This window comes from Pseudomonas sp. 1176_21, from assembly GCF_052850635.1.
The window spans coordinates 39,451-65,407 of the sequence record NZ_VXCV01000009.1 but is presented as its reverse complement, the minus strand read 5'-3'; the positions used below and the strand labels follow the sequence as shown (position 1 = coordinate 65,407).

At 63.0% G+C, this 25,957-nt stretch carries 24 protein-coding genes and 1 tRNA gene; 20 read left to right on the top strand and 5 right to left on the bottom strand.

What is annotated here, in order from left to right; genetic code table 11:
- Positions 1–75: 75 nt before the first annotated feature.
- Complete coding sequence (rne, locus tag FW760_RS19800) at positions 76–3,288, bottom strand: ribonuclease E (protein ID WP_104572096.1); 3,213 nt, start codon at positions 3,286–3,288, stop codon at positions 76–78.
- A 743-nt stretch (positions 3,289–4,031) separates the two neighbouring features.
- Between rne and rluC the strand changes: the two genes are divergently transcribed.
- Genes rluC through sppA form a run of 3 tightly spaced genes read left to right on the top strand, consistent with a single transcriptional unit; the run spans position 4,032 to position 6,645 of the window.
- The gene (gene rluC / locus FW760_RS19795; protein ID WP_043862884.1) at positions 4,032–4,988 is read left to right on the top strand and encodes a 23S rRNA pseudouridine(955/2504/2580) synthase RluC; all 957 of its coding nucleotides are present in this window, start codon (positions 4,032–4,034) and stop codon (positions 4,986–4,988) included.
- The gene (locus tag FW760_RS19790) at positions 4,978–5,655 is read left to right on the top strand and encodes an HAD-IA family hydrolase (protein WP_116055110.1); all 678 of its coding nucleotides are present in this window, start codon (positions 4,978–4,980) and stop codon (positions 5,653–5,655) included. Before rluC ends, FW760_RS19790 begins: the two co-directional genes overlap by 11 nt.
- A gap of 6 nt (positions 5,656–5,661) precedes the next feature.
- On the top strand, positions 5,662–6,645 hold the full coding sequence (gene sppA / locus FW760_RS19785) for a signal peptide peptidase SppA (RefSeq protein WP_058541100.1): 984 nt from the start codon (positions 5,662–5,664) through the stop codon (positions 6,643–6,645).
- 63 nt (positions 6,646–6,708) lie between these two features.
- Here sppA and FW760_RS19780 read toward each other — a convergent pair whose 3' ends face one another.
- Positions 6,709–7,287, bottom strand: coding sequence for a Maf family protein (locus tag FW760_RS19780; RefSeq protein WP_058541072.1), 579 nt, complete (start codon positions 7,285–7,287; stop codon positions 6,709–6,711).
- Between the two features lie 95 nt (positions 7,288–7,382).
- Between FW760_RS19780 and FW760_RS19775 the strand changes: the two genes are divergently transcribed.
- From FW760_RS19775 to FW760_RS19700, 16 genes are all read left to right on the top strand, one after another.
- On the top strand, positions 7,383–7,910 hold the full coding sequence (locus FW760_RS19775) for a YceD family protein (RefSeq protein WP_054915811.1): 528 nt from the start codon (positions 7,383–7,385) through the stop codon (positions 7,908–7,910).
- A gap of 13 nt (positions 7,911–7,923) precedes the next feature.
- Complete coding sequence (gene rpmF / locus FW760_RS19770; protein WP_010223221.1) at positions 7,924–8,106, top strand: 50S ribosomal protein L32; 183 nt, start codon at positions 7,924–7,926, stop codon at positions 8,104–8,106.
- Positions 8,107–8,109: 3 nt separating this feature from the next.
- On the top strand, positions 8,110–9,117 hold the full coding sequence (plsX, locus tag FW760_RS19765) for a phosphate acyltransferase PlsX (protein ID WP_078479736.1): 1,008 nt from the start codon (positions 8,110–8,112) through the stop codon (positions 9,115–9,117).
- 126 nt (positions 9,118–9,243) lie between these two features.
- Positions 9,244–10,182, top strand: coding sequence for an ACP S-malonyltransferase (fabD, locus tag FW760_RS19760; RefSeq protein ID WP_100634427.1), 939 nt, complete (start codon positions 9,244–9,246; stop codon positions 10,180–10,182).
- Between the two features lie 16 nt (positions 10,183–10,198).
- On the top strand, positions 10,199–10,939 hold the full coding sequence (gene fabG / locus FW760_RS19755) for a 3-oxoacyl-ACP reductase FabG (protein ID WP_043862877.1): 741 nt from the start codon (positions 10,199–10,201) through the stop codon (positions 10,937–10,939).
- 195 nt (positions 10,940–11,134) lie between these two features.
- Positions 11,135–11,371, top strand: a complete 237-nt coding sequence (gene acpP / locus FW760_RS19750; protein ID WP_003175607.1) for an acyl carrier protein — start codon at positions 11,135–11,137, stop codon at positions 11,369–11,371.
- A 104-nt stretch (positions 11,372–11,475) separates the two neighbouring features.
- Complete coding sequence (fabF, locus tag FW760_RS19745) at positions 11,476–12,720, top strand: beta-ketoacyl-ACP synthase II (RefSeq protein WP_116055108.1); 1,245 nt, start codon at positions 11,476–11,478, stop codon at positions 12,718–12,720.
- On the top strand, positions 12,720–13,535 hold the full coding sequence (gene pabC / locus FW760_RS19740) for an aminodeoxychorismate lyase (protein WP_058541074.1): 816 nt from the start codon (positions 12,720–12,722) through the stop codon (positions 13,533–13,535). The genes fabF and pabC overlap by 1 nt, the downstream gene beginning before the upstream one ends.
- Before the next feature lie 3 nt (positions 13,536–13,538).
- Positions 13,539–14,690, top strand: coding sequence for an endolytic transglycosylase MltG (gene mltG / locus FW760_RS19735; protein ID WP_078479734.1), 1,152 nt, complete (start codon positions 13,539–13,541; stop codon positions 14,688–14,690).
- Positions 14,691–14,709: 19 nt separating this feature from the next.
- Positions 14,710–15,342, top strand: a complete 633-nt coding sequence (tmk, locus tag FW760_RS19730) for a dTMP kinase (protein ID WP_100634429.1) — start codon at positions 14,710–14,712, stop codon at positions 15,340–15,342.
- Positions 15,335–16,321, top strand: coding sequence for a DNA polymerase III subunit delta' (locus tag FW760_RS19725; RefSeq protein ID WP_116055106.1), 987 nt, complete (start codon positions 15,335–15,337; stop codon positions 16,319–16,321). The genes tmk and FW760_RS19725 overlap by 8 nt, the downstream gene beginning before the upstream one ends.
- Before the next feature lie 43 nt (positions 16,322–16,364).
- On the top strand, positions 16,365–17,153 hold the full coding sequence (locus FW760_RS19720; protein WP_054915805.1) for a TatD family hydrolase: 789 nt from the start codon (positions 16,365–16,367) through the stop codon (positions 17,151–17,153).
- Positions 17,154–17,587: 434 nt separating this feature from the next.
- Positions 17,588–18,226: a TetR/AcrR family transcriptional regulator gene (locus FW760_RS19715; RefSeq protein WP_054915804.1), complete on the top strand. Its 639-nt coding sequence runs from the start codon at positions 17,588–17,590 to the stop codon at positions 18,224–18,226.
- A gap of 105 nt (positions 18,227–18,331) precedes the next feature.
- Positions 18,332–19,300, top strand: a complete 969-nt coding sequence (locus FW760_RS19710; protein ID WP_116055104.1) for a GTP 3',8-cyclase MoaA — start codon at positions 18,332–18,334, stop codon at positions 19,298–19,300.
- A gap of 78 nt (positions 19,301–19,378) precedes the next feature.
- The gene (locus FW760_RS19705) at positions 19,379–19,981 is read left to right on the top strand and encodes a DUF4823 domain-containing protein (protein ID WP_043862868.1); all 603 of its coding nucleotides are present in this window, start codon (positions 19,379–19,381) and stop codon (positions 19,979–19,981) included.
- A 10-nt stretch (positions 19,982–19,991) separates the two neighbouring features.
- Positions 19,992–20,552, top strand: coding sequence for a DUF1285 domain-containing protein (locus tag FW760_RS19700; protein ID WP_043862867.1), 561 nt, complete (start codon positions 19,992–19,994; stop codon positions 20,550–20,552).
- Between the two features lie 124 nt (positions 20,553–20,676).
- Here FW760_RS19700 and FW760_RS19695 read toward each other — a convergent pair.
- Together FW760_RS19695 and FW760_RS19690 are read right to left on the bottom strand one after the other, a co-directional pair.
- Positions 20,677–20,752, bottom strand: a tRNA-Asn gene (locus tag FW760_RS19695).
- A gap of 61 nt (positions 20,753–20,813) precedes the next feature.
- The gene (locus tag FW760_RS19690) at positions 20,814–22,010 is read right to left on the bottom strand and encodes an amino acid aminotransferase (protein ID WP_078479732.1); all 1,197 of its coding nucleotides are present in this window, start codon (positions 22,008–22,010) and stop codon (positions 20,814–20,816) included.
- A gap of 294 nt (positions 22,011–22,304) precedes the next feature.
- Here FW760_RS19690 and uvrB point away from each other — a divergent pair, with 294 nt between their 5' ends.
- The gene (gene uvrB, locus FW760_RS19685) at positions 22,305–24,320 is read left to right on the top strand and encodes an excinuclease ABC subunit UvrB (RefSeq protein WP_043862865.1); all 2,016 of its coding nucleotides are present in this window, start codon (positions 22,305–22,307) and stop codon (positions 24,318–24,320) included.
- 103 nt (positions 24,321–24,423) lie between these two features.
- Here the strand turns inward: uvrB and FW760_RS19680 are convergent, their stop codons facing one another.
- Positions 24,424–25,914 carry an MDR family MFS transporter gene (locus tag FW760_RS19680; protein WP_173925078.1) on the bottom strand — a complete coding sequence of 497 codons (1,491 nt, stop codon included), beginning with the start codon at positions 25,912–25,914 and terminating at the stop codon, positions 24,424–24,426.
- Positions 25,915–25,957 lie beyond the last annotated feature (43 nt).

Genomic DNA, 25,957 nt, shown 5'->3' with positions numbered 1-25,957 from the left:
GTGACACATCCACCACCAGGCATCAGGCAACAAAAAGCCCCGCCAGTTTGCACTGGCGGGGCTTTTTAATGGCCGTCAGACGAGCGGTTTATGCTCTTCTGCAGCTTCCTGCGACTGCTCGGCAGCAGCGGCGGCCGCTGCGGCTTCAGCTTCGCGCTTGCGGCGACGCACTTCACGCGGGTCGTTCGGTGCACGGCCGTTGGCCAGCGTGACGACCGGTGCCTCAACCTCGGCAGGCTCGGCGATCGGTGCCTGTGCCTCGGCGACCGGTGCTGGCTCAGCGGCAATGACCGGCTCGGCTTCGACTGCAGCCGGCGCTTCAGGCTCGCTCGGCAGGGCGATGACCGGCTCGGCAGCTACAGGTGCCTCGACGGGCGCTTCGACAGCTGGCGCCTGCTCAGGGGCTTGAGCCGGTGCTTCCACCAGAGCCTCTACCTTGGCCTCGGCCTCGATCTGGGCCTCGACTGGTTGCGGAGCAACTTCGACGACAGGCTCGATGCTCGACTCGACTGCCTGCACCGGTGCTTCGAACGGTTGTTCGATCACAGGGGCGATGGCCGCTTGTTCAGCAACAGCTTCTTCGGCAGCGGGCTGTTGAACGGTTTCGTTCGACTCGGTGCTGGTTTCGACAACCACTGGTTCGACGGTGCCGGCCTCGAAAGGCGTTTCGGCCACGACGGCTGGGGTGTCATCGACAGCAGCAGTTGCACGCTCGGCCTGAGCGTTGGCCTGGGCCTCGGCGTCGGCACTGATGTTGCTGGTGGCAACGGCGGCAGTCACGGCCAGGCCGGCAGCCAGTTCCACGCCCGAAGGCTGCGCATTGCCTTCGCTACGTTTTTCCGCGGCAGCAGGTTGTTCGCCAGCTTGTTCGGCGCCTTCTTCGGTGCCGTCTTCGCTGCCTTCGACCACATTGCCGTTGGCATCACGCTGACGCTCACGACGGTTGCTGCGACGACGCTGACCGCGCGAGCGACGACGTGGACGATCGCCTTCGGCGCCTTCCTGGTTGTCATCCTGCAGCAGCTCTTCGTTTGGCAGTTGCTCTTCGGCCGCATCCTCGACCGGCTCGGCCGGGCGTGGCTGACGCTCTTCGCGTGGCGGACGCGGTGCGCGCTCCTCGCGAGGGGCACGTTCTTCACGTGGTGCGCGCTCTTCACGCGGTGCACGCTCTTCACGTGGCTGACGCTCTTCGCGCGGGGCGCGCTCAGGACGTTCTTCGCGAACGGCCGGGGCCGGGGTGGCATCCAGAGGCTCACGCAGTTCGCGTACCGGGCGATCTTCGCGTGGGCGACGGTCTTCGCGTGGGGCACGCGGCTGACGTTCTTCACGCGGGGCGCGTGGTGCGCGTTCTTCGCGGGTCGAGGTCTCTTCACGGGCTTCGCGAGGCTGGCGTTCTTCACGCGGCTCACGTGGCGCGCGCTCGGCACGCTCTTCGCGTGGCTTGCGCTCTTCATCGCGACGACCGTTGCGGTTGCGGCTCTGCTGGCGACCGTTGCGACGCTCCTCGTTGCGCTGAGGACGCTCGGTGGCAGGCTTCTCGGTTACCACCGGTGCGGCGGCCACAGGTTCTTCCTTGCCGGCGAACAGGCTGACCAGCGACTTGACCAGGCCCTTGAACAGGCTTGGCTCTGGCAGGGCGTGTACCGGGGCGGCTGGGGCAGCAGGGGCTTCCGGAGCCGGTACCGGAGCATTGGCGCGGGCCGGTGCAGTCTTGACCGCGGCTTCCTGGCGAACCAGGGTGCGGGTGGCGGCAGCCGGTTGCACTTCTTCGGTTTCGGTCGCAGCGATTTCGTAGCTGGACTGGTTGTTCAGGGCTTCCGGGCTGTCGTCGCGCAGGCGCTGCACTTCGAAATGCGGGGTTTCCAGGTGGTCGTTCGGCAGAATGACGATACGCGCCCGGGTGCGCAGTTCGATCTTGGTGATCGAGTTGCGTTTTTCGTTGAGCAGGAACGCGGCGACCGGGATCGGCACCTGGGCACGCACCTCGGCAGTGCGATCCTTCAGGGCTTCTTCCTCGATCAGGCGCAGGATTGCCAGCGACAGCGACTCGACGTCACGGATGATGCCGGTGCCGCTGCAGCGCGGGCAGACGATGCCGCTGCTTTCGCCCAGGGAAGGGCGCAGGCGCTGGCGGGACATTTCCAGCAGGCCGAAGCGCGAAATGCGGCCGACCTGTACGCGGGCACGGTCGGCTTCCAGGCACTCGCGCACCTTTTCTTCGACGGCGCGCTGGTTCTTGGCCGGGGTCATGTCGATGAAGTCGATGACGATCAGGCCACCGATGTCACGCAGACGCAGTTGGCGGGCGATTTCCTCGGCCGCTTCCAGGTTGGTCTGCAGGGCGGTTTCCTCGATGTCGCTGCCTTTGGTGGCGCGCGCCGAGTTGATGTCGATGGACACCAGGGCTTCAGTCGGGTCGATCACGATCGAGCCGCCCGATGGCAGGTCGACGACGCGCTGGAAGGCGGTCTCGATCTGGCTTTCGATCTGGAAGCGGTTGAACAGCGGCACGCTGTCTTCGTACAGCTTGATCTTGCTGGCGTACTGCGGCATCACCTGGCGGATGAAGGTCAGGGCTTCTTCCTGGGCGTCGACGCTGTCGATCAGCACTTCGCCGATGTCCTGGCGCAGGTAGTCGCGGATGGCGCGGATGATGACGTTGCTTTCCTGGTAGATCAGGAACGGCGCTGCGCGGTCGAGGGACGCTTCCTTGATGGCGGTCCACAGTTGCAGCAGGTAGTCCAGGTCCCACTGCATCTCTTCGCTGCTGCGGCCCAGGCCGGCAGTGCGAACGATCAGGCCCATGTCGGCAGGGGCAACCAGGCCGTTGAGCGCTTCGCGCAGTTCGTTGCGCTCTTCGCCTTCGATGCGACGGGAGATGCCGCCGGCACGCGGGTTGTTAGGCATCAGGACCAGGTAACGACCGGCCAGGCTGATGAAGGTGGTCAGGGCGGCGCCCTTGTTGCCGCGCTCTTCCTTCTCGACCTGGACGATGACTTCCTGGCCTTCGCTCAGCACTTCCTTGATGTTCACCCGGCCTTCGGGCGACTTCTTGAAGTATTCGCGGGAGATCTCCTTGAGGGGCAGAAAGCCGTGGCGCTCGGAGCCGAAATCGACGAAGGCGGCTTCAAGGCTGGGCTCGATGCGGGTGATCTTGCCCTTGTAGATGTTGGCTTTTTTCTGCTCGCGTGCACCGGACTCGATGTCCAGATCGTAGAGGCGCTGGCCGTCTACCAGAGCAACACGCAACTCTTCGGGTTGAGTCGCGTTAATCAGCATTCTTTTCATGTAGTACCGTCGGTTTCCGGGCTGCCGGAAACGGCGTTCGGCACACACGACTTCTCACGGTCGGTGTCAGGGTGCGTCAGGGGTGGCGGACCATCCCGTGTCCAGCGGCTTGCGGTCGGACTGGTCGCCCAGTGCTGCCGAAGTCGCGACGACGCGTCCTGCTAGCTGTGGTGTCAAATGCACTCAGTCAGGAGGAGGAATCAGCCTTCGGCCGTGGACACCCTGGGGCATCTTGATCAAGACCGGGTCCGGTCGCGGGCCAGAGGGCCTGTGGACTGGACGCAGTGCTACACGGTCCGACGGTTGTGCATCTCCACCCTACACGTATCCCTGATAATTCGGGTGCTGCCGCGCGCTGAATCCGCAACGGGTTGCAGTTATCGCCAGCTCCATACGGGAGCCCGCGCTTTCTATGGCTAAGGCTGGTATTTCCGAAGCATTCGCCGTGACTGCGTGAAAGCGACTGCACTGAAGGAGTGGGCATCGAAAAAAACGTGCAGGAGGGTCAAACACCGCTCTTGTTGTTTTTTATCGGTCTTCTCTCATCGGCGCTGGTAGCGATTCCAGGCACTTCTGTAAACTGGCGAAAGCCCCGTCGGACGGCCTCGCGTCCTCGAGAATTGCGTAGGTCAGGGCCGGCTCAAAGCCATTGGTCCGCTGGCCAGCCGCTTTTGGCGGCGTTCGCGACTATAGCAGCAATCATTAAGTGCTTCAAATCCATAAAAAATTGTTATGATTCGCAAATGACGACTACTACCCCTCCGACCTCCGGCGTCCAGCTGATCGAGGTCGCGCCGGAACTTGCCGGCCAACGGATCGACAACTTCCTGATCACTGCACTCAAGGGAGTTCCCAAGACCTTGATTTATCGCATTTTGCGCAAAGGCGAAGTGCGGGTGAACAAGGGACGGATCAAGCCAGAGTACAAATTGCAGGCCGGCGATATCGTGCGCGTGCCGCCCGTTCGTCTGCCTGAGCGTGACGAGCCGGTGCCGCTGGCACAGGGCCTGCTTCAGCGACTCGAAGCGGCCATCGTGTACGAAGACAAGGCCCTGATCGTGCTCAACAAGCCTGCTGGCATCGCCGTGCACGGCGGCAGCGGGCTGAACTACGGTGTGATCGAAGCCTTTCGTCAGTTGCGCCCGGATACCAAGGAGCTGGAGTTGGTGCATCGGCTCGATCGCGATACCTCCGGTCTGCTGATGATCGCCAAGAAGCGCAGCATGTTGCGCCATCTGCATGCCGCGTTGCGCGGTGACGGCGTCGACAAGCGCTACATGGCGCTGGTGCGTGGTCACTGGGCCACGGCCAAGAAGCAGGTCAATGCGCCGCTGCTCAAGAGCAACCTGCGTTCCGGCGAGCGGATGGTGGAAATCAACGACGAAGGCAAGGAGGCGCTCACCCTGTTTCGCGTGCTGCGCCGTTTCGGCGATTTCGCGACCATGGTCGAGGCACGCCCGATTACTGGCCGTACCCACCAGATTCGCGTGCATACCCTGCATGCCGGGCATTGCATCGCCGGCGACAGCAAGTATGGCGACGAGGATTTCACTCGCGAGATCCGCGAGCTGGGCGGCAAGCGCCTGTTCCTGCATGCCTATGCGCTGACCGTGCCGTTGCCCGATGGCGGCGAGCTGAAGCTGGAGGCGCCGGTGGACGACATGTGGGCCAAGACCGTGGAGCGTTTGAGTGCGCCGTGATTACGACCTGCTGATCTTCGATTGGGACGGCACGCTGGCCGATTCGATCGGGCGCATCGTCGAAGCGATGCATCGCTCGGCCGAGCGTGCCGGCTATGCGCTGTGCTCGGACGAGGCGGTCAAGGGCATCATCGGCCTGGCGCTGCCCGAGGCGATCAGCACGCTGTACCCGCATCTGGATCAGCCTGAAGTCATGGCGTTTCGTCAGCATTACGCCGACATCTATATGGCCCTGGATACCCAGCCGTCGCCGTTGTATCCCGGCGTGGTCGAGGCCCTCGAGTCGTTCAGGGCCGATGGCTATCGCCTGGCAGTCGCTACCGGCAAGGCGCGTCGCGGCCTGGACCGGGTGCTGGTGGCCAATGGCTGGGAAACGTTCTTCGACATTACCCGGGCTGCCGACGAAACCATGGGCAAGCCGCACCCGCGCATGCTCGAGGAGATCCTGGCCCATTGCCAGGTGCCGGCGAGCCGTGCGTTGATGGTGGGCGATTCGTCGTTCGACCTGCTGATGGCGCGCAATGCCGGCATACATTCGGTGGCGGTGGGGCATGGGGCGCTGTCGCTCGAGGCATTGAGCGTTTACGAGCCGCAGTTGTCCATACAGCACTTTTCACAATTGCAGGCGTGGCTAGGCCGAACCGCTGCAATCGAATTTCCAGGGTAGGTGAGCATGACTGACGAGTGGAAGGCGCCTGACGCCGAAAAGAACGAAGAGCGCACCAGCTGGAAGCTGCTCGAGAAGACCTTGCTGGCGGGCGTGCAGGAGCAGCGTCGGGCCCGGCGCTGGGGTATTTTTTTCAAGCTGCTGACGTTCGTGTACCTGTTCGGCATCCTGGCCCTGTTTTCGCCGCTGATGGATATCGACAAGACCGCCGCTCGTGGCGCGAGCCATACGGCGCTGATCGAGGTGCGCGGGATCATTGCGGACAAGGAGCCGGCCAGCGCCGACAACGTGATAGCCAGCCTGCGTGCGGCCTTCGACGACGCCAAGACCAAGGCGGTGGTGCTGCGTATCAACAGCCCGGGCGGCAGCCCGGTGCAGTCTGGCTACATCTATGACGAGATTCGTCGTCTGCAGGCCGCCAAGCCGTCGGTCAAGGTGTACGCGGTCATCAGCGACCTGGGTGCGTCGGGTGCCTACTATATCGCCAGTGCGGCTGACCAGATCTATGCCGACAAGGCCAGCCTGGTGGGCTCGATTGGTGTGACGGCAGCTGGCTACGGCTTTGTCGGCACCATGGAGAAGCTGGGTGTCGAGCGTCGTACCTATACGGCGGGTGAGCACAAGGCCTTCCTTGATCCATTCCAGCCGCAGAAACCGGACGAAACGGCCTTCTGGCAGGGTGTGCTGGACACTACCCACAAGCAGTTCATTGCCAGTGTGAAGCAGGGGCGCGGCGAGCGGCTCAAGGACAAGGAGCATCCCGAGCTGTTCAGCGGGCTGATCTGGTCGGGTGAGCAGGCCGTGCAGCTGGGGCTGGTGGACGCCCTGGGCAATGCCGATTATGTGGCGCGTGAGGTGGTGGGGGAGAAGACCCTGGTTGATTTCACCGTCGAAGAGTCGCCGTTTGATCGCTTCTCCAAGCGCCTGGGTGCCAGCGTCGCCGAGCACCTTGCCATGTGGATGGGCTTTCAGGGGCCGGCACTGCGCTGAGTGTGCTGATTAATGAAAAACCGGCCAGATGGCCGGTTTTTTATTGCTGGTATTGGCTTGCCCTCACGGTATGCTCACCCCTTCCTTGAGCAGCATGTCGACCAGTCGGATCAGCGGCAGTCCCACCAGGCTGGTGGCATCGCAGCCGTGGGTGCTTTGGAACAGGCTCACCCCCAGCCCTTCGCACTTGAAGCTGCCGGCGCAGTCGTAGGGTTGTTCCGCGCGCAGGTAGCGTTCGATGCGTGGCAGGTCCAGTTCGCGCATGTGCACGGTAAATGGCACGCAATCGACCTCGCAATGGCCGCTCTGAGTATTGAGCAGCGCCACGCCGGTCAGGAAGGTGACGTGATTGCCGCTCGCAGCCAGCAATTGCTCGCAGGCCTTTTCGAAGGTGTGTGGCTTGCCCAGAATCTGTTCGCCCAGCACGGCAACCTGGTCGGAGCCGATGATAAGGTGCCCCGGATGGCTGGCAGCCAATGCCTCGGCCTTGTGCCTGGCCAGGCGCTTGACCAGCTCTGGGGCGGGCTCTTCGCCGATGCGCTGTTCGTCGATATCGGGCGCTGCCCAGGCAAAGGGCAGTTGCAGTCGCGCCAGCAATTCGCGCCGGTAGGGTGAGCTGGAAGCCAGTAACAAGGGCAGCATGATGAACTCCTGAGCAGGTGCGCCGATTCTAACATGTTGAACGGGGCCGAATTTCCTTTGACAGGGGCGGGGGGCATCCCTAGAATGCTGCGCCTATGTTGAATGACCCGATTCCACCTCACGTTGACCCGCGCAAATTGGCCGATCGTGGTGTTTCTCTCGAAGGAACGCTGCTACTCGCCGATTTGGAGAGACTCTGCGACCCGCTTTCCGACGATGTCGGTACGGTGCAGGCTAAATTCGATTTTGAGCGAGACGAACAGAAAACCGTGGTTATCCACAGTGCTCTGACCGTCGAGGTCAAGATGGTTTGCCAGCGTTGTCTTGAGCTGGTCACCCTGCCGATCCACAGCGAATCTACATATGCTGTGGTGAAAGAGGGTGCGAATACCCAGTCGTTACCGAAAGGTTATGACGTGCTGGAACTGGGCGAAGATCCTTTGGATCTGCAAGCATTGGTCGAGGAAGAGCTTCTGCTCGCCTTGCCCATCGTGCCTGCTCATCATCCGGAAGAATGCCAGCAGCCGGCGGGCGCCGATGAGCCCGAACCGAGCAAGGACGAGGTAACGCGGTCCAACCCGTTCAGTGTATTGGCGCAGTTAAAGCGTGACCCAAACGTTTAGGAGTTAATCAATTATGGCTGTTCAGCAGAACAAAAAATCCCGCTCTGCCCGTGACATGCGCCGTTCGCACGACGCTCTCTCGGAAAACGCTCTGTCCGTAGAGAAAACCACTGGTGAAGTGCACCTGCGTCACCACGTATCGCCAGAAGGCGTATACCGTGGTCGCAAAGTGATCGACAAGGGCGCTGACGAGTAATCCTTGTCCGCTCAGATCGCGATTGACGCAATGGGCGGGGACTTCGGTCCCCGCAGCATTGTTCAGGCCAGCATTGCTTGCCTGTCGGCTACTCCCTCGCTGCACCTGACCCTCGTCGGTCAACCCTCCCTCCTTGAAGATCTGATCGCTGGCCAGTCGGCAGCGGATCGCGCGCGCCTGCATATTGTGCCGGCCAGCGAAGTGATCGGCATGGACGAGCGGCCGTCCCAGGCGCTGCGTGGCAAGCCCGACTCGTCGATGCGCGTGGCCCTCGAACTATTGCGTGATGGCAAGGTGCAGGCCTGCGTGAGCGCCGGCAACACCGGCGCGCTGATGGCGTTGTCGCGCTATGTGCTCAAGACCCTGCCCGGCATCGATCGGCCGGCGATGGTGGCGGCCATACCGACCCAGACCGGCTATTGCCAGCTGCTTGATCTGGGGGCCAACGTCGACTGCAGCGCCGAGCACCTGTTCCAGTTCGCCGTGATGGGCTCGGTGGCGGCGCAAGCGCTGGGCATTTCCCGGCCGCGCGTGGCGTTGCTCAACATCGGTACCGAAGACATCAAGGGCAACCAGCAGGTCAAGCTGGCTGCGACGCTGCTGCAAAATGCCCGCGGCCTCAACTACATCGGCTTTGTCGAAGGCGATGGCCTGTACCGTGGCGAAGCGGATGTGGTGGTGTGCGACGGCTTTGTCGGCAATATCCTGCTCAAGTCCAGCGAAGGCTTGGCCACCATGATCGGTGGGCGCATCGAGGCGCTGTTCAAGCGTGGCCTGATGGCGCGGGCGGTAGGTGCCCTGGCGATGCCGCTGCTCAGTCGCCTGAAGGCCGACCTTGCGCCGGCGCGCCACAATGGCGCGAGTTTTCTCGGCCTGCAGGGCATCGTTATCAAGAGTCATGGCTCGGCGGGTGTGCAGGGTTTCCAGAGCGCGATACAGCGGGCGCTGATCGAGATCCAGGAGAACCTGCCGCAGCGCTTGCACGGCCGTCTGGAGGATCTGCTGCCTTAGGCATCGGCACAACGACGTGCATAAATGTGACCGCTTGGTTCTCGTTACCATCCAATTGTCAGTTTTCTCGCGCTCAGCCCCGGCTGGGCGCTATTTTCGACGACAAGATCATTAGGGGCTTGTTCAATGTCTGCATCCCTCGCATTCGTCTTTCCTGGCCAAGGTTCGCAGTCGCTCGGCATGCTTGCCGAGCTGGGCGCCCAGTACCCGCTGGTCATCGATACCTTCCGTGAGGCCTCCGAGGCTCTCGGTTACGACCTGTGGGCACTGACCCAGCAGGGCCCGGAAGAACAACTCAACCAGACGGACAAAACCCAGCCGGCCATCCTGACCGCCTCGATCGCCCTGTGGCGCCTGTGGCTGGCCGAAGGTGGCGCGCGCCCTGCATTCGTTTCCGGGCACAGCCTGGGTGAATACAGTGCGCTGGTGGCTGCCGGCAGCCTGAGCCTGGGTGACGCGGTCAAGCTGGTCAAGCGTCGCGGCGAGCTCATGCAGGAGGCCGTGCCGGCCGGGCAGGGCGCCATGGCTGCGATTCTGGGCCTGGATGACGCCGTGGTCGTGGACCTGTGTGCTCAGGCCGCGCAGGGTGAGGTGGTCAGTGCGGTCAACTTCAACTCCCCGGGCCAGGTTGTCATTGCCGGTGCCAAGGCTGCTGTAGAGCGCGCCATGGAAGCCTGCAAGGCCGCCGGCGCCAAACGTGCGCTGCCGCTGCCGGTCAGCGTGCCGTCGCACTGCGAGCTGATGCGCCCGGCCGCCGAGCGGTTTGCCGAATCGGTGAACGCCATCGACTGGCAGGCCCCGCAGATCCCGCTGGTGCAGAACGTCAGTGCGGGCGTGGCTGGCGATCTCGATACCCTCAAACGCGACCTGCTGGAGCAGCTGTACAAGCCGGTACGCTGGGTCGAATGCGTGCAGACCCTGGCTGCCAATGGCGCGGTGCAACTGGTCGAGTGCGGCCCCGGCAAAGTGCTGGCCGGCTTGAACAAGCGCTGCGCCGACGGCGTGAACACCTTCAACCTCAATACCCCGGATGCTTTCGCCGCCACCCGTGCGGCGCTGGCCTGATTTAGGAGAAACTTGCATGAGCCTGCAAGGTAAAGTTGCACTGGTCACCGGCGCCAGCCGTGGCATTGGCCAGGCGATCGCCCTGGAACTGGGGCGTCTGGGCGCCACCGTCATCGGTACCGCCACGTCCGCCTCCGGCGCCGAGCGTATTGCCGCGACCCTCAAGGAGCACGGCATCGCCGGTACCGGGCTGGAGCTGAACGTGACCAGCGACGAGTCGGTCACCGCCACCCTCGCTTCTATCCAGGTGCAGTTCGGTGCGCCGACCATCCTGGTCAACAACGCCGGCATCACCCGCGACAACCTGATGCTGCGCATGAAAGACGACGAGTGGTTCGACGTCATCGATACCAACCTCAACAGCCTCTACCGTCTGTCCAAGGGCGTGCTGCGCGGCATGACCAAGGCGCGCTGGGGTCGTATCATCAGCATCGGTTCGGTCGTTGGGGCCATGGGTAACGTCGGCCAGGTCAACTACGCCGCCGCCAAGGCCGGCCTGGAAGGCTTCAGCCGCGCCCTGGCGCGTGAAGTCGGCTCCCGTGCGATCACCGTGAACTCGGTAGCGCCGGGTTTCATCGATACCGACATGACCCGCGAACTGCCAGAGGCACAGCGTGAAGCGCTGCAAAACCAGATTCCGCTGGGTCGTCTGGGCCAGGTCGACGAAATCGCGAAAGTGGTTGCGTTCCTGGCCTCTGACGGCGCAGCTTACGTGACCGGTGCTACTGTCCCGGTCAACGGCGGGATGTACATGTAGTTAAATGTGACGGATTGCTTCAAAAAAATGTCATACGAGCTGTCTAAAATCCGTTATAAAGCTGCAACCAAATTCTAGGCGGCAGGTGGGTGTGAAGTTCGAGGGATGCATTACGCTTGAAAAGCGGGCGTCTTTCTATAAACTTACACACCGGCCAGCTGCCTGACATATATCCATTAGGAGTGAAAACTAGGTATGAGCACCATCGAAGAACGCGTCAAGAAAATCGTCGCCGAGCAACTGGGCGTTAAAGAAGAAGAAGTGGTCAACACCGCTTCCTTCGTAGAAGATCTGGGTGCCGATTCCCTTGACACCGTTGAGCTGGTGATGGCTCTGGAAGAGGAATTCGAGACCGAAATCCCTGACGAAGAAGCCGAGAAGATCACTACTGTTCAAGCAGCCATCGACTACGTCACCAGCCACCAGGCTTAAGACTTTGTAGTCGTCGCTTCTTGTCATGGAAAAACCGCACTGCCGTTACTGGCGTGCGGTTTTTTCTTTGCATGAGATGTAGACCATAGAATAAGGAGAGTGCTGTGTCGCGTAGACGCGTCGTGGTCACCGGTATGGGTATGCTGTCGCCACTGGGCACGGATGTGCCAAGCAGTTGGCAAGGCATTCTGGCTGGCCGCAGTGGCATAGGTCTGATCGAGCATACTGACCTGTCTGCCTACTCCACCCGTTTTGGCGGCTCGGTAAAGGGCTTTGAAGTCGAGCAGTACCTGTCGGTCAAGGAAGCCCGCAAGCTCGATCTGTTCATTCAATACGGCCTGGCGGCCGGGTTCCAGGCGGTGCGCAATGCCGGGCTGGAAGTCACCGATGCCAACCGTGAGCGTATCGGCGTGGCCATGGGTTCGGGCATCGGCGGCCTGACCAATATCGAAGAAACCAGCCGGACCTTGCACGAGCAAGGCCCGCGGCGCATTTCGCCGTTCTTCGTGCCAGGCTCGATCATCAACATGATTTCCGGTTTCCTGTCGATCCACCTGGGTGTACAGGGGCCCAACTACGCCATTGCCACTGCCTGCACCACGGGCACGCACTGCATCGGCATGGCGGCGCGCAATATCGCCTACGGCGAAGCCGACGTGATGATCGCCGGTGGCGCAGAGATGGCGGCCTGTGGCCTGGGTATGGGCGGTTTTGGCGCTTCGCGTGCGCTGTCGACGCGCAACGACGAGCCAACCCGTGCCAGCCGGCCGTGGGACAAGGGCCGTGACGGTTTCGTGCTGTCCGACGGTGCCGGTGCGCTGGTGCTCGAAGAGCTCGAGCACGCCAAGGCGCGGGGCGCGACCATCTATGCCGAACTGGTTGGTTTTGGCATGAGCGGCGACGCCTACCACATGACTTCGCCACCCGACAACGGCGCCGGTGCGGCCCGCTGCATGGCCAACGCCTTGCGCGATGCGGGCGTGAACCCCAGCGAAGTCGGCTACATCAACGCCCACGGTACCTCGACGCCTGCCGGCGACCTGGCCGAAGTGGCAGCGATCAAGTCGGTGTTCGGCGAGCACGCCTACAAGCTGGCCGTGAGCTCGACCAAGTCGATGACCGGTCACCTGCTGGGGGCTGCCGGCGCGGTAGAGGCGATTTTCAGCGTGCTGTCCATCAATGGGCAAGTGGCGCCGCCGACCATCAACCTCGATGAGCCGGATGAAGGCTGCGACCTGGACTTCGTGCCGCACCAGCCGCGCAACATGCCGATCGAGGTCGTGCTGTCGAACTCCTTCGGTTTTGGCGGTACCAATGGCTCGCTGGTGTTCCGCCGGTTCGCCGGGTGATGCACAGCTGGGTCGATGGCCTGCCGGCTGACGCCCTGACGTTGGGCAGCCGCGGGCTGGCCTATGGCGATGGTCTGTTCGAGACCATCGCCGTGCGGGCCGGGCAGCCCTCACTGCTGACGTATCACCTCGACCGCCTGGCGCTGGGTTGCCAGCGCCTGGCGATCGACGCCGATCATCCGCTCATCCGCGACGAGGTATGCCGTTATGCCGGCTTGCTGGGTGATGGCGTGCTCAAGCTCATTCTCACCCGTGGCGACAGTCAGCGCGGCTATGCCCCGGCTGCCGGTGCACCGCCGCGTCGCATTCTTCAGGCCAGCCCCGCCGCCAGCTACCCGCCGCAGAACGCCGAGCAGGGGGTAAGGCTGTTTGCCTGCCAGACCCGCCTGGCCGAGCAACCCTTGCTTGCCGGGCTCAAGCACCTCAATCGCCTGGAGCAGGTACTGGCACGGGCCGAGTGGCAGGGCGCCGAGTACGCTGAAGGTTTGATGCGTGATGTATCCGGGCGCGTGATAGAAGGTGTCTACAGCAACCTGTTCGTGGTGCGCGATGGCGTGCTGTACACCGCCGACCTGGCGCGTTGCGGCGTGGCCGGGGTAATGCGCGCTGCCTTGCTGGACGAGGCGCCGCGCCACGGTATCACGGCCCGTGTGGTCGACCTGGCGCTGGCCGATCTCGAGCAGGCCGACGAGGTGTTGCTGTGCAACAGCGTGTATGGCGTATGGCCGGTGCGTGCATTTGCATCGCTGAACTGGTCGCCGGGGCCGCTCACCCGTAAACTGCAGGCCATTGCCCGTACGCTACTGGATGCCTGATTCGTGAGACGTAAATTGTTGGTGCTGCTGGAGACCGGGTTGATCCTGGCCGGCCTGCTATTGGGCTTCTCGGCCTGGAAGGTGCACTCGGCGCTGGAGCAGCCGCTGCACCTGACCGGCGAGCGGTTGCTCGATGTTCCTACCGGCACCACGCCCAACCGCATGTTCTACCGCATGCAGCAGGACGGCGTGATCCGCGACGCCTTCTGGCTGCGCCTTTACTGGCGCTTCAACATGCCGAGCGTGGCTTTGCATACCGGCGAGTACCGCATGACCCCCGGCATGAACGTGCGCGACCTGTTCGAGGCGTGGCGGCGTGGTGACGTGGTGCAGTACAGCCTGACCCTGGTCGAGGGCTGGAATTTCCGCCAGGTGCGCTCGGCACTGGCCAGACATGAAAAGATCCGCCAGACCCTGGATGGCCTGAGCGACAGCGAGGTCATGGACAAGCTCGGGCACCCGGGCGTGTTCCCCGAGGGGCGCTTCTTCCCTGACACCTATCGGTTCGTGCGCGGCATGAGCGATGTCGAGTTCCTGCAGCAGGCGTACGCGCGCCTGGAGGAGGTGCTGGCCAAGGAGTGGAACGAGCGCTCCCCGGCTGCGCCCTATCGCGACCCTTACCAGGCGCTGATCATGGCCTCGCTGGTCGAGAAGGAAACCGGCGTGCCACAGGAGCGTGGTCAGATCGCCGGCGTCTTCGTGCGTCGCCTGCAGATCGGCATGCTGCTGCAGACCGACCCTACCGTGATCTATGGCATGGGCGAACGCTACAACGGCAAGATCACCCGCGCCGACCTGCGTGAGCCCACGCCCTACAACACCTACGTGATCGCCGGCCTGCCGCCGACGCCGATTGCCATGGTCGGGCGTGAAGCCATTCACGCGGCCTTGAACCCGGAGCCGGGCAGCAGCCTGTACTTCGTCGCCCGGGGCGATGGCAGCCATGTGTTCTCCGACGACCTGGGGGCGCACAATTCTGCCGTGCGCGAGTACCAGATCAAGCGGCGTGCCGACTACCGTTCAAGCCCGGCGCCAAGCGCCGGCGACACCCCGAACGAGGTTCCTGCGCCCGAGGCGCCCCAGGCTGCACCGCAGCCTGCCGAGCCCTCGGTGCAGCCGGATGTTCCCCCGGCCAGCGAACCTACCCCGCAATGACCCTGATTAAGGACTGCCTGTGAGCGGCTTGTTTATCACCCTGGAAGGTCCCGAAGGCGCGGGCAAGAGCACCAATCGCGAGTACCTGGCCGAGCACCTGCGCGCCCACGGGCTGGATGTGGTGCTGACCCGCGAGCCGGGCGGCACCCCGCTGGCCGAGCGCATCCGCGAACTGTTGCTGGCCCCCAGCGATGAGACGATGGATGCCGACACCGAGCTGTTGCTGGTGTTCGCCGCGCGCGCCCAGCACCTGGCCCAGGTGATCCGCCCGGCGCTTGCGCGGGGCGCCATCGTCCTGTGCGACCGTTTCACCGATGCCACCTATGCCTACCAGGGCGGTGGCCGCAGGCTGTCGGTCGAGCGCATTGCCACCCTTGAAACCTTCGTCCAGGGCGACCTGCGCCCCGACCTGACCCTGGTGTTCGACCTGCCGGTGGAGGTCGGCCTTTCGCGCGCAGCGGCGCGCGGGCGGCTGGATCGCTTCGAGCAGGAAGGCCAGGCGTTTTTCCAGGCTGTTCGCCAGGCCTACCTGGCCCGCGCAGCCGCCGACCCGGCGCGCTATCACCTGGTCGATGCCGCGCAACCGCTGGCTCGGGTTCAACTCGCCCTGGATGCGTTGCTGCCGCAGATCCTGGAGCGTTGCCGTGGCTGAGGCCTACCCGTGGCAGGCGACGCTCTGGCAGCAACTGGCCGGGCGCACACAGCATGCCCATGCGTACCTGTTGCACGGCCCGCAAGGCATCGGCAAGCGGGCGCTGGCCGAGCGCCTGATGGCGTTTCTGCTGTGCCGCCAGCCCGAGGGGCTTGAGGCGTGCGGGCACTGCAAGTCGTGCCAGTTGCTGAAGGCGGGCAGTCACCCGGACAACTACATCCTGGAACCTGAAGAGGCCGACAAGCCGATCAAGGTCGACCAGGTGCGTGACCTGGTCAGCTTCGTGGTGCAGACCGCGCAGATGGGCGGACGCAAGGTGATTCTCATCGAGCCGGTCGAGGCAATGAACATCAACGCTGCCAACGCCTTGCTCAAGAGCCTCGAAGAGCCTTCGGGCGATACCGTGCTGTTGCTGGTCAGTCACCAGCCCAGCCGGTTGCTGCCGACCATCAGGAGCCGTTGCCAGCAACAGGCCTGCCCGTTGCCAAGTCAGGCGCAGAGCGAGGCGTGGCTGGCAGCCGCGTTACCCAACAGTGACGAGGCCGAGCGCCACGAACTGCTGAGCCTTGCAGCAGGTTCGCCACTGCTGGCTGTCAGCCTGCAGGCCCAGGGTGTGCGCGAGCAGCGCGCGCAGGTGGTCGAGGGGGTCAAGAAGCTGCTCAAGCAGCAGCAGTCCGCGACCCAGTTGGCCGAAGGCTGGAACAGCATCCCGCTATTGTTGCTGTTCGACTGGTTCTGCGACTGGTCCAACCTGATCCTGCGCTATCAGCTGACCCAGGACGAAGAGGGCCTGGGGCTGGCCGACATGCGCAAGGTCGTGCAGTACCTTGCCCAGAAAAGCCCGCAGGGCAAGGTGCTGGATATCCAGGACTGGATTCTTGTGCAGCGCCAGAAGGTGCTGAACAAGGCCAACCTCAACCGCGTGCTGTTGCTCGAAGCGTTGCTGGCCTCCTGGGCCCTGTTGCCGGGTCAGCGTTGAGCTGGCCTTTCGATCCTCCATTTTCAGTGTTGTCATTACGCCCATGCTTGTAGATTCCCATTGCCACCTCGACCGTCTCGACCTCGCCGCCCATGGTGGCTCCCTGGATGCCGCGCTGGATGCCGCGCGGGCACGGGGTGTCGGGCATTTCCTGTGCATCGGCGTAAGTGCCGACAATGCGGCCCAGGTCAGGGCGCTGGCAGCGCGCTACCCTGATGTGGACTGCTCAGTCGGCATCCACCCGCTGGACCTGGCGCCAGGCGAAGCGCCGGCGCTGGACTGGCTGCTCGGCGAACTGAACCACCCCGAGGTGGTGGCCATTGGTGAGACCGGGCTGGACTATCACTACGAGCCCGAGGCTGCACAGTTGCAACAGGCGTCGTTTCGCCTGCACCTGGAGGCGGCCAGGCTCACCGGCAAGCCGGTGGTCATCCACACCCGTGCGGCGCGCGCCGATACCCTGACCCTGCTGCGCGAGGCGGCATTGCCGCAGGCGGGCGTGCTGCACTGCTTCACCGAAGACTGGGAGATGGCCAAGGCAGCGCTGGACCTGGGGTATTACATTTCGTTGTCGGGGATTGTCACGTTCCGCAATGCCGACGCGTTGCGTGATGTGGCGCGGCAGGTGCCGGCAGATCGTTTGCTGGTAGAGACCGACTCACCGTACCTGGCGCCGATTCCGCACCGCGGCAAGCCGAACTTGCCGGAGTATGTGCGTGACGTGGCGGAGTTCATCGCGTTGGTGCGGGGGGAGCGTTACGAGCAGCTGGCGCAACAGACCACCGAGAACTTCAGGCGTCTGTTCCCCCTGGCGCGGGTGCGGGTGGCCTGACCCCGCTGCGCGGTCGCCGTGGCGGTCGCGCGGGCAAAAAAAACCCGGGTTCTGGGGGGGAATCCGGGTTAAGACCATTAGGAGTAAAACAAAGGCGAGCGGTCCGTGTTCACCCTTATCGGCGCGTCACTTGGGGGGATGCGTCGCGCCAACACCTCAAGTATTGGTCAGGTTCGCCGCGATTCCACCAAGGGTTGATCGTTTTTTAAACAGATTTGGAATACGTGCGGCCCTGCTGAGCACGCATTGCTCTGCCGTGCGCCTGACCGCCTGGATTGCACGTCTGGGGCAGGGGGAAGGGGAGGTCCGCTTCGGGCAACCGGGTCGCCGGCCTGCTCAAACTCATCAAGAAACATAGGCATGCGCGGATGATCCGTGCATTTTTGCGCAAGTTAGGCATAATAACGGGCTTCGATTTTGATCCAGTCCTTCTTATGCAGAAAGAACCTCGTAAGGTCCGTGAGTTTCGTCGCCGAGAGCAAGAGATTCTCGATACCGCGCTCAAGCTGTTTCTCGAACAGGGTGAAGACAGTGTCACCGTCGAGATGATCGCTGACGCCGTGGGTATCGGCAAAGGCACGATCTACAAGCACTTCAAGTCCAAGGCGGAGATCTACCTGCGCCTGATGCTCGACTACGAGCGCGATTTGAACGAACTGCTGCACTCTGCCGATGTGGATCGCGACAAGGAGGCCCTGTCGCGTGCCTACTTCGAATTCCGCATGCGCGACCCGCAGCGCTACCGCCTGTTCGACCGCCTCGAAGAGAAGGTGGTCAAAGGCAACCAGGTGCCGGAAATGGTCGAGGAGCTGCACAAGATCCGTGCCTCCAACTTCGAGCGCCTGACCCTGCTGATCAAGGGTCGCATCACCGAGGGCAAGCTCGAGGACGTGCCGCCGTATTTCCACTACTGCGCAGCCTGGGCCCTGGTGCATGGCGCGGTGGCACTGTATCACTCGCCGTTCTGGAGCAATGTGCTGGAGGACCAGGAAGGCTTCTTCCAGTTCCTCATGGACATTGGCGTGCGCATGGGCAACAAGCGCAAGCGCGACCCGGAGCCATCTGGCAGCTGAATGCTCGCTGGCGCCGTGCAGGCATATACTCAGGTAAGAGGCTTGCAAAAAACTGATTTCTGAGTCAGGTTTTGCAAGCCCGATTCACACTTGCCGGAGTGCTCCATGATCGTCGACCGTCAAGGCAGACGTTTTCGCAACCTGCGCGTCAGCCTCACCGCGGCGTGCAACTATGCTTGCACCTATTGCGTGCCGGACGGCAAGCGTCTGGTCGCAGCGCAGGATGAGCTCTCGGCCCAGGCCATGGTGCGTGGGGTGGCCTGGCTGATCGAAGCTGCCGGTATCGAGCGCCTGCGTATCACCGGTGGCGAACCCCTGGTCAGTCCCAAGCTCGAAGCCTTCCTGGCTGGCGTGTCGGTGCTCGGCCTCGATGACATCGCCCTGACCACCAATGGCCAGTTGCTCGCGCGCAAGCTGCCATTGCTGCTGGATGCCGGCATCCGGCGCCTGAACGTCTCCCTTGATACCCTCGACGCCGATGCCTTCCGCGGGATCTCCCGTGGCGGGGATCTGGCCAGCGTGCTCGATGGCATGCACAAGGCCAGCGACGCCGGCATGAAGATCAAGGTGAACATGGTGCCACTGCGCGGGCGCAACCTCGATCAGGTGGTGCCGCTGCTCGACTACTGCCTGGCCCATGGCTATGAACTGCGCTTTATCGAACTGATGCGCATGGGGCACCTGGCCAGTGACCACAACGCTTTCCTGCAGCAGTTCGTGAGCCTGGAGCAGTTGCTGCAACTGATCGGCGAGCATCACGAGTACGCCCAGGCCGATGCGCCAGTGGACGCCACTGCATTGCGCTACCGGGTGCCGGGGCAAGGCCACTTCGGCGTGATCGCCAACGAAAGCGTGCCGTTCTGCCGAACCTGCTCGCGCCTGCGTCTGTCTTCTACCGGGTGGCTGCATGGCTGCCTGTCGTCGAGCAACCGGCATTTCATCGGTGACCTGCTCGACAAGCCGCGCCACCAGGCGTTGCCGGCCTTGCAGGGCATGTTGATGAAGGCCCTGGGCGACAAGCAGGCCGTGGCTTTTTCAGGCGGTGCCACGGTGATGAAGATCATCGGCGGTTGAGCCATACCCTCCAGCTGGCGCAAAACCTGCATCTGGCGGCTGTTCGCCGGTTTTCCGTCACCGGCTTCTGGAGGAAAGATGCGTAGCCTGGTTCTGCTGCTGGCGCTGATGGCGCTGGGTGGCTGCATGAATGTGAGCGATATGGGCGAAGGTGTGCGCTACCACATGAGCGACGCCGGCCTGCTCGACCATAGCGAAACCCGCCGTTCGTTGTCGGTGCGCCTGCAGCCCGACTCGTTCGTCTTCATCGGTCAGGGCGTGTTCGTGCCGCCGGGCAATGCCTATCCACGGCCCAACGTGGTGGCCGAGGAAGCCTTCAAGGCCTTTGTCGAGTACTTCCCGCTGGTGCGACGTGCCGAGGGTCCGCTGGGGCTGGAGGATGCCTTGTCCCAGGCGCGTGACGTGGGCGCGCATTACCTGCTGTATGCGCGTTTTGCCAAGGCCGACAACCGTATCGGCAATGGTGACGAGTGGTACGACGAGCAGGCGGTGGACCGCCTGGGTGTCGACACCGGAAGAATTCAGCTGATGCTGATCGAAACCAGTACCCGCTATCTGATCGATACCGTGAGCATCCGCAGCCGTGGCGGTTTGCTGACGTTCCACGACAATCAGCCGCAGGATTTGATTGCGGCACCGCTTGAGGATTACGCTCGCAGTTTGTTGGGCATGAGCCGCTGAGGAGCAGATGATGGTGGATACCGGCAAGGCCAATGACCTGTTGGCGCAACTCCCGAAGGTCGGCAAAGGTCCGGCGCCGGTCCACCTGTGGAATCCGGACTTCTGCGGCGACATCGACATGCGAATCGCCCGCGACGGTACCTGGTACTACCTGGGCACCCCGATTGGTCGCAAGCCGATGGTGCGTCTGTTCTCCACCATCATCCGTCGCGACGGTGATGACTACTTCCTGGTCACGCCTGTGGAAAAGGTCGGAATCCAGGTCGATGATGCGCCGTTCGTGGCGGTGCTCATGGACGTGCAGGGCAGTGGTGAGCAGCAGGTGCTGCGCTTCACCAGCAATGTGGAGGATGTGGTCGAGGCCGGGCCCGAGCACCCGCTGCGCTTCGTGATCGACCCGCTGACACAGGAGCCTTCGCCTTACGTGCACATGCGCAACAACCTCGAGGCGCTGATCCATCGCAGCGTGTTTTACCAGCTGGTAGAGCTGGCTGTAACGCGTGACATCGATGGGCAGCCATGGCTGGGCGTATGGAGTGCCGGGCAGTTCTTTCCAATCGGGCAGCAATAGCCTGTCGCAGCCTGTATCGCCAGGCAGCCTTGGCCCGGGCTGAAGACCAAAACGAAAAAACCCGCCAAAAGGCGGGTTTTTCGAGTATTTCAGAAGCTGTGCAAGCACGCTCTGAAACGATGTTTGGCTCCGCGACCAGGACTCGAACCTGGGACCCAATGATTAACAGTCATTTGCTCTACCGACTGAGCTATCGCGGAATCTGGGGCGTATCTTACTGATTGCTAAGGGGAAGTCAAGCTCCCCCTGAGCAATCAGGTGTTACAGGACCTCGACGATCGCCTTGGTCACCACGTGAATGTTGTTCTGGTTCAACGAGGCGACGCAGATACGACCGGTATCCAGAGCATAGATCGCATGCTCGTCCTTCAGGCGTGCCACCTGCTCGACGGTCAGGCCCGAGTAGGAGAACATGCCGCACTGACGCCCCACGAAGCTGAAGTCCTGCTGTGCGCCGTACTGGGCCAGCAGCTCGACCATCTGCTTGCGCATGCCGTGGATACGCTGGCGCATCTCGGCCAGTTCCGCTTCCCACATTGCGCGCAGCTCGGGGCTGTTGAGCACGGTGGCGACAATGGTCGCGCCGTGGGTCGGCGGGTTGGAGTAGTTGGTGCGGATCACGCGCTTGACCTGCGACAGCACGCGAGTGGCCTCTTCCTTGGACTCGGTGACGATCGACAGGGCGCCGACGCGCTCGCCGTACAGCGAAAACGACTTGGAGAACGAGCTGGAGACGAAGAAGTCCAGGCCCGATTCGGCGAACAGGCGCACGGCAGCGGCGTCTTCGGCGATGCCCTGGCCAAAGCCCTGGTAGGCCATGTCCAGGAACGGGATGTGACCCTTGGCCTTGACCACCTCGAGCACGTTGTTCCAGTCGGCCGGGGTCAGGTCGACGCCGGTCGGGTTGTGGCAGCAGGCGTGCAGTACCACGATCGAGCCGGCCGGCAGCGCGTTGAGGTCCTCGAGCATGCCGGCACGGTTGACGTCATGGGTGGCGGCGTCGTAGTAGCGGTAGTTCTTGACCGGGAAACCGGCGGTTTCGAACAGGGCGCGGTGGTTTTCCCAGCTCGGGTCGCTGATTGCGACAGTGGCATTGGGCGACAGCTGCTTGAGGAAGTCAGCGCCGATCTTCAAGGCGCCGGTACCACCGACGGACTGGGTGGTGACCACACGGCCGGCGGCCAGCAGGGGCGAATCGGCACCGAACAGCAGCTTCTGCACGGCCTGGTCGTAGGCCACGATGCCGTCGATCGGCAGGTAGCCGCGGGAGGCGTGCTGGGCGGCGCGTTGGGTTTCGGCTTCGATGACTGCACGCAGCAGTGGGATACGCCCTTCTTCGTTGCAGTAAACACCAACGCCCAGGTTCACCTTGTGGGTGCGGGTATCGGCATTGAACGCTTCGTTGAGGCCCAGGATAGGGTCGCGGGGTGCCAGCTCGACAGCGGAAAACAGGCTCATTTTTACCTTGGCTCTGAATGGAGAGTGATAGAGGTCGCACGCTCCAGCCGAATGCACTGAAGCGGTGCGCAAACGGGGAGTCAGTATAGTGATACCCATCGGTCACGGCGACAGTCTGTCGCAGCTTTTACTGCTGTTTTCGCGAATATTTTTCGACCGTCAGTCGCTTGCGCCGGTCAATACTGTGAAACAGTCCGTGGTTTGCCTTGAAACTGGCGCCGGGCACCACCAATTGGGTATAAGTACTGTCTATAAATACAGTTGCCTGTATCCGTTCATTTCCAGGGGTTCACCATGTCCGAGTTTCAACTCGTCACCCGTTTCCAGCCGGCGGGTGATCAGCCCGAAGCCATTCGCCTGATGGTCGAGGGGATCGAGGCCGGGCTGGCGCACCAGACCCTGCTCGGGGTGACGGGTTCGGGCAAGACCTTCAGCATCGCCAACGTGATTGCCCAGGTGCAGCGCCCGACTCTGGTACTGGCGCCGAACAAGACCCTGGCCGCCCAGTTGTATGGCGAGTTCAAGTCATTCTTCCCGAACAACGCGGTGGAGTATTTCGTTTCCTACTACGACTACTACCAGCCCGAAGCCTACGTGCCGTCCTCCGACACCTTCATCGAGAAGGACGCCTCGATCAACGACCATATCGAGCAGATGCGCCTGTCGGCGACCAAGGCGCTGCTGGAGCGGCGTGACGCGATCATCGTCACCACGGTGTCGTGCATCTATGGTCTGGGCAGCCCGGAAACCTACCTGAAGATGGTGCTGCACGTGGACCGTGGCGACAAGCTCGACCAGCGGGCCTTGCTGCGCCGTCTGGCCGACCTGCAGTACACCCGCAACGACATGGACTTTGCCCGCGCCACCTTCCGTGTGCGCGGCGACGTGATCGACATCTTCCCGGCCGAATCGGACCTGGAGGCCATCCGCATCGAGCTGTTCGATGACGAGGTGGAGAACATCGCGGCCTTCGACCCGCTGACCGGCGAGGTGATCCGCAAGCTGCCGCGCTTCACCTTCTACCCCAAGAGCCACTACGTGACCCCGCGCGAAACCCTGCTCGAGGCCATGGACGGGATCAAGGCGGAGCTCAAGGAACGCCTGGAGTACCTGCACAAGCACAACAAGCTGGTCGAGGCCCAGCGACTGGAGCAGCGCACCCGGTTCGACCTGGAGATGATCCTGGAGCTGGGCTACTGCAACGGCATCGAAAACTACTCGCGCTACCTGTCCGGGCGTCCGGCCGGCGCGCCGCCGCCGACCCTGTACGACTACCTGCCGCCGGATGCGTTGCTGGTGATCGACGAATCCCACGTCAGCGTTCCGCAGGTGGGGGCCATGTACAAGGGGGACCGCTCGCGCAAGGAAACCCTGGTGGAGTACGGCTTTCGCCTGCCTTCGGCGTTGGACAACCGGCCCATGCGCTTTGACGAATGGGAGTCGGTCAGCCCGCAGACCATCTTCGTCTCGGCCACGCCGGGCAACTACGAGGCCGAGCATGCTGGCCGTGTGGTGGAGCAGGTGGTGCGCCCGACCGGTCTGGTCGACCCCCAGGTGGAGGTGCGTCCTGCCACGACCCAGGTGGATGACCTGCTGTCGGAGATTCGCAAGCGTGTGGCGGTGGAGGAGCGGGTGCTGGTCACTACCCTGACCAAGCGCATGGCCGAAGACCTCAGCGACTACCTGGCCGATCACGATGTGCGGGTGCGCTACCTGCACTCGGACATCGATACCGTTGAGCGAGTCGAGATCATCCGCGACCTGCGCCTGGGCACCTTCGATGTGCTGGTGGGTATCAACCTGCTGCGCGAGGGCCTGGACATGCCCGAGGTCTCGCTGGTGGCGATTCTGGATGCGGACAAGGAGGGCTTCCTGCGTTCGGAGCGCTCGCTGATCCAGACCATCGGGCGCGCGGCGCGCAACCTCAACGGCCGCGCGATCCTGTACGCCGACAATATGACTGGTTCGATGGAGCGGGCGATCGGCGAAACCGAGCGTCGCCGCGACAAGCAGATGGCCTTCAACGAGGCCAACGGCATCGTGCCCAAGGGCGTGGTCAAGGACATCACCGACATCATGGAAGGCGCCAACGTGCCCGGCTCGCGCAGCAAGAAGCGCAAGGGCATGGCCAAGGCCGCCGAGGAGCGCGAGCGTTACGAGGCCGAGTTGCGTTCGCCTGGCGAGATCGCCAAGCGCATCAAGGCGCTGGAAGAAAAGATGTACCAGCTGGCGCGGGACCTGGAGTTCGAGGCTGCAGCGCAGATGCGCGACGAGATCGCGCAGTTGCGTGAGCGATTGCTCACGGTCTGACGGGCCTTTCGCGGGTCAAGCCTGCCCCCACAGGATCACATTGACGCCAAGGGCAATGGAGTACCTGCGGGAGCGGGCTTGCCAGCGAAGACTTCAACGCGGTCTAGTGCGCCTCGCCCGCCTTCAACCCCTGCGGCAGCTTCTTCGTCAACAGCACCGCCACCATGCTGATTGCCAGCCCGATGCCGACAAAATGGAAGGCATCGTTGTACGCCATGATCATCGCCTGCTGATGGGTGATCTCGCTCAGCCTGGCCAGTGCTGCCCCTTCGCTGCCCAGCTTCTCGGTCAGCAAGGTCAGCCGCTCGGCCACTGCGGCATTGGTCGGTACCACCGCCTCGCGCAGGTAGTCGAAATACACCTTGGTGCGCGCATCCAGCAGCGTGGCCAGCAGCGCAATGCCGATGGCCCCGCCCAGGTTGCGCAGGATGTTGAACAGGCTCGACGCCGAGCCTGCGTCCTGCGGCTGGATATAGGCCGTGGCAATCAGCGAGATGGTCACCATGATCATCGGCTGCCCCAGCGCGCGGATGATCTGGATATGGTTGAACTGGGTGCCGGCAAAGTCCGGGTTCAATACCCCCGAGCTGAAACTCGCCAGCCCGAACAGCCCGAAGCCGATGGTGCAGAGGATCTTCGGCGAAATCACCTTCATCAGTTGCGGCACCAGCGGGATCAGGAACAGCTGCGGCACCCCCATCCACATGATCACTTCGCCGATCTGCAGGGCGTTGTAGTTCTGGATCTGCGCCAGGTACAGCGGCAGCAGGTAGATCGAACCGTACAACCCCACGCCCATGCCCAGGCTGGCAATGCTCGACAACCCGAAATTGCGGTTCTGCAGGATGCGCAGGTTGATCAGCGGGTTGGGTTTCGAGAACTGCACGATCACGAAGGTAATGAGGCTGACCAGGGCAATGCTGCCCAGGGTGACGATCAGCCCCGACTCGAGCCAGTCCTTGCGATGCCCCTCCTCAAGAAACACCTGCAGGCAGCCAAGCCCGACGCCCAGCGTCAGGATGCCGGTGTAATCGGTGCTTTTGAGCAGCTCCCAGTGTGCTTCCTTCTTCTCCAGGCCGTACAGCAAGCCGCCGATCATGATCAGGCCGGGCGGGATGTTGATGTAGAAGATGTATTCCCAGCCCCAGTTCTCGGTCAGCCAGCCGCCCAGAGTAGGGCCGATGGACGGGGCGAAGGTGGCGGTCATGGCGAACATCGCCATGCCCTTGGCGCGGTGATGCTCGGGCAGCTTGATCAGGGTCAGGGTGAAGGCCAGCGGGATCAGCGCGCCGCCGGTAAAACCCTGCAGGGCGCGGAACACGATCATGCTTTCCAGGTTCCAGGCCATCGAGCACAGCAGCGACGACACCAGAAAACCCGCCGACACCCACACTGCCAGGCGCCGCGCCGACAGCAGCTGCACCAGCCAGGCGGTCAGCGGGATCATGATGATCTCGGCCACCAGGTAGGAGGTGGAGATCCACGAGCCTTCTTCCAGGGTCGCCGACAGGGCGCCCTGGATGTCCTTGAGCGACGAGTTGGTGATCTGGATGTCGAGCACTGCCATGAACGCGCCGAGCATCACGCTCATCACCGCGATCCAGTCGCGCCGGCTGGGTTCGCCGGCGGGACGGATC